2 protein-coding genes are annotated in these 1,770 nt (G+C 41.0%); both read left to right on the forward strand.

Annotation, left to right across the window (positions count from 1 at the left end; genetic code table 11):
• Positions 1-711: 711 nt before the first annotated feature.
• On the forward strand, positions 712-1,215 hold the full coding sequence (locus ABF638_RS37830) for a type II toxin-antitoxin system VapC family toxin (RefSeq protein ID WP_435027861.1): 504 nt from the start codon (positions 712-714) through the stop codon (positions 1,213-1,215).
• Complete coding sequence (locus ABF638_RS37835) at positions 1,202-1,402, forward strand: hypothetical protein (protein ID WP_435027862.1); 201 nt, start codon at positions 1,202-1,204, stop codon at positions 1,400-1,402. Before ABF638_RS37830 ends, ABF638_RS37835 begins: the two co-directional genes overlap by 14 nt.
• Positions 1,403-1,770: the final 368 nt, after the last annotated feature.

Raw genomic sequence — 1,770 nt, forward strand, 5'->3', positions numbered from 1 at the left:
CGCTGGTTTTAGTCTTAACACGCTCAAAGACTTATTTAGAATGAAATAGCCCTGGCGATTTCTGACTCTAATGGAGTTTCCAAATCAGTTTGACAGTTTACCAAACGATATACAAAATAGGCTCACTGAACTAACTGATCATTTGAGTCGGCGTGAGCGTTGCTATTTGAAGCCATACACCTAATTGTTATGTGCTTCAATTTTGTTGACACATGATTGCGCTCGCTCGTTAACGCACTCAGAATATGATGTTCGCGTAGCGTCTCGAAGAGAAGGAAAGTAGAAAGAATAATGCAAAGTTTCAACCTTGATCAAATGTGGAACTCCGTGAAATGTTTCCCTCAGCAGATCAAGTTGCTAAATTTTTAATTGAAAACTACGAAACTGAGTATATTCCTGAGTTAGAGGCGATCGCTTAACTTCACCCAGTATGAATATACAATGATGTGTTGTTGAGTGAAAGCGTAGGCGAAGCCCGTCGCAGACATCGCTACAACACTCTACTTTTTTTACTGTGATCGCACTATCTCGTAAATTAGTTTTATTAACGCGCAATCATCGGGATTTGGGCAAAGTACCCAGATTGATAATAAAGGATTGGATGGTTTAATGCGTAGGCGCAGCCCGTCGTAGACATTGCTTAGGTGTTAAATTAAGCACGATAATATTGCAATATTAGTCATTAACGAAAGATAGTCAAGCCATTCATTTATGTCACTTCTTACCACAATGAAACCAAAAGTTTACATTGAAACCTCCATTCCCAGTTTTTATTACGAGGCACGTACTGAACCTGATATGGTGGCGCGGCGGGACTGGACACGGGAATGGTGGAGCCATGCAAGTGACAATTATGTGCTTGTAACTAGTCTTGCAGTGTTGGATGAACTCAATCGAGGTAACTTTCCTGGAAAGAGCGAGGCAATAAAACTGATTAGTGGCTTGTTATTTGTCCCGATTGAATCTGTGGTTGCTGAAATCGTTGAAGTGTATATTCAACAACAACTGATGCCCAAAGATCCACTTGGAGATGCACTACATCTTGCCCTAGCTTCGTATCATAAATGTGATTTTCTCTTAACTTGGAATTGTCGTCATTTGGCAAATGCCAATAAGTTTGGGCATATTCGACGGCTGAACGTTATGCTGGGGTTATACGTTCCAACGCTAGTTACGCCGTTAGAGTTGATAGGAGCGCAAAATGACGAAGAATGATGAGGCAATTAGCCAAATACGTAAAATTCGCCATATTATATCTCTAGAGAATGGACACAACCCCCAGAAGTTGGTGAATTACTATATTCAACTTCAGAAAGAATATCCCCACCTTATACAGTACAAAGAGCAGCAGGCAAAAGTTCTAGAATCCCCAACACAACAAGGTATTGAAGCCGAAGCATAGAAGTGATCGGTTAGTTTGCATTATTTGCGGGAAATGATAGGGAATGTTACCGCGATGTCTACGACGGGCTATGACGCTCCTGCGTCGCTAACGCTACGCTATCGGCGATCGCATTTTCTCGTAAATTAGTTTTATTAACGCGCAATCATCGGCATTTCAGCAAGATACCCGGATTGTTAATCGAGGATTGGACGGTTTAATGCGTAGGCGCAGCCCGTCGTAGACATCGCCTAGTTTATTGTCGAGTCAGGGCGATCGCAACAACACTCTACTTCTTTTACTGCGATCGCACTATCTTGTAAATTAGTTTTATTAAGTAATCAAACAAAATTAATTACACAAATCAATATACAATATGATCTAGGATT

Origin of the sequence: Nostoc sp. CALU 1950, from assembly GCF_051172895.1 — a bacterium.
GTDB classification, from domain to species: domain Bacteria; phylum Cyanobacteriota; class Cyanobacteriia; order Cyanobacteriales; family Nostocaceae; genus Nostoc; species Nostoc edaphicum_A.

What these genes read in the sequence shown, in the direction of transcription:
- ABF638_RS37830 (WP_435027861.1), top strand. Translation starts at nt 712, where the DNA reads ATGTCACTTCTTACCACAATGAAACCAAAAGTTTACATTGAAACCTCC.
- ABF638_RS37835 (WP_435027862.1), top strand. Translation starts at nt 1,202, where the DNA reads ATGACGAAGAATGATGAGGCAATTAGCCAAATACGTAAAATTCGCCAT.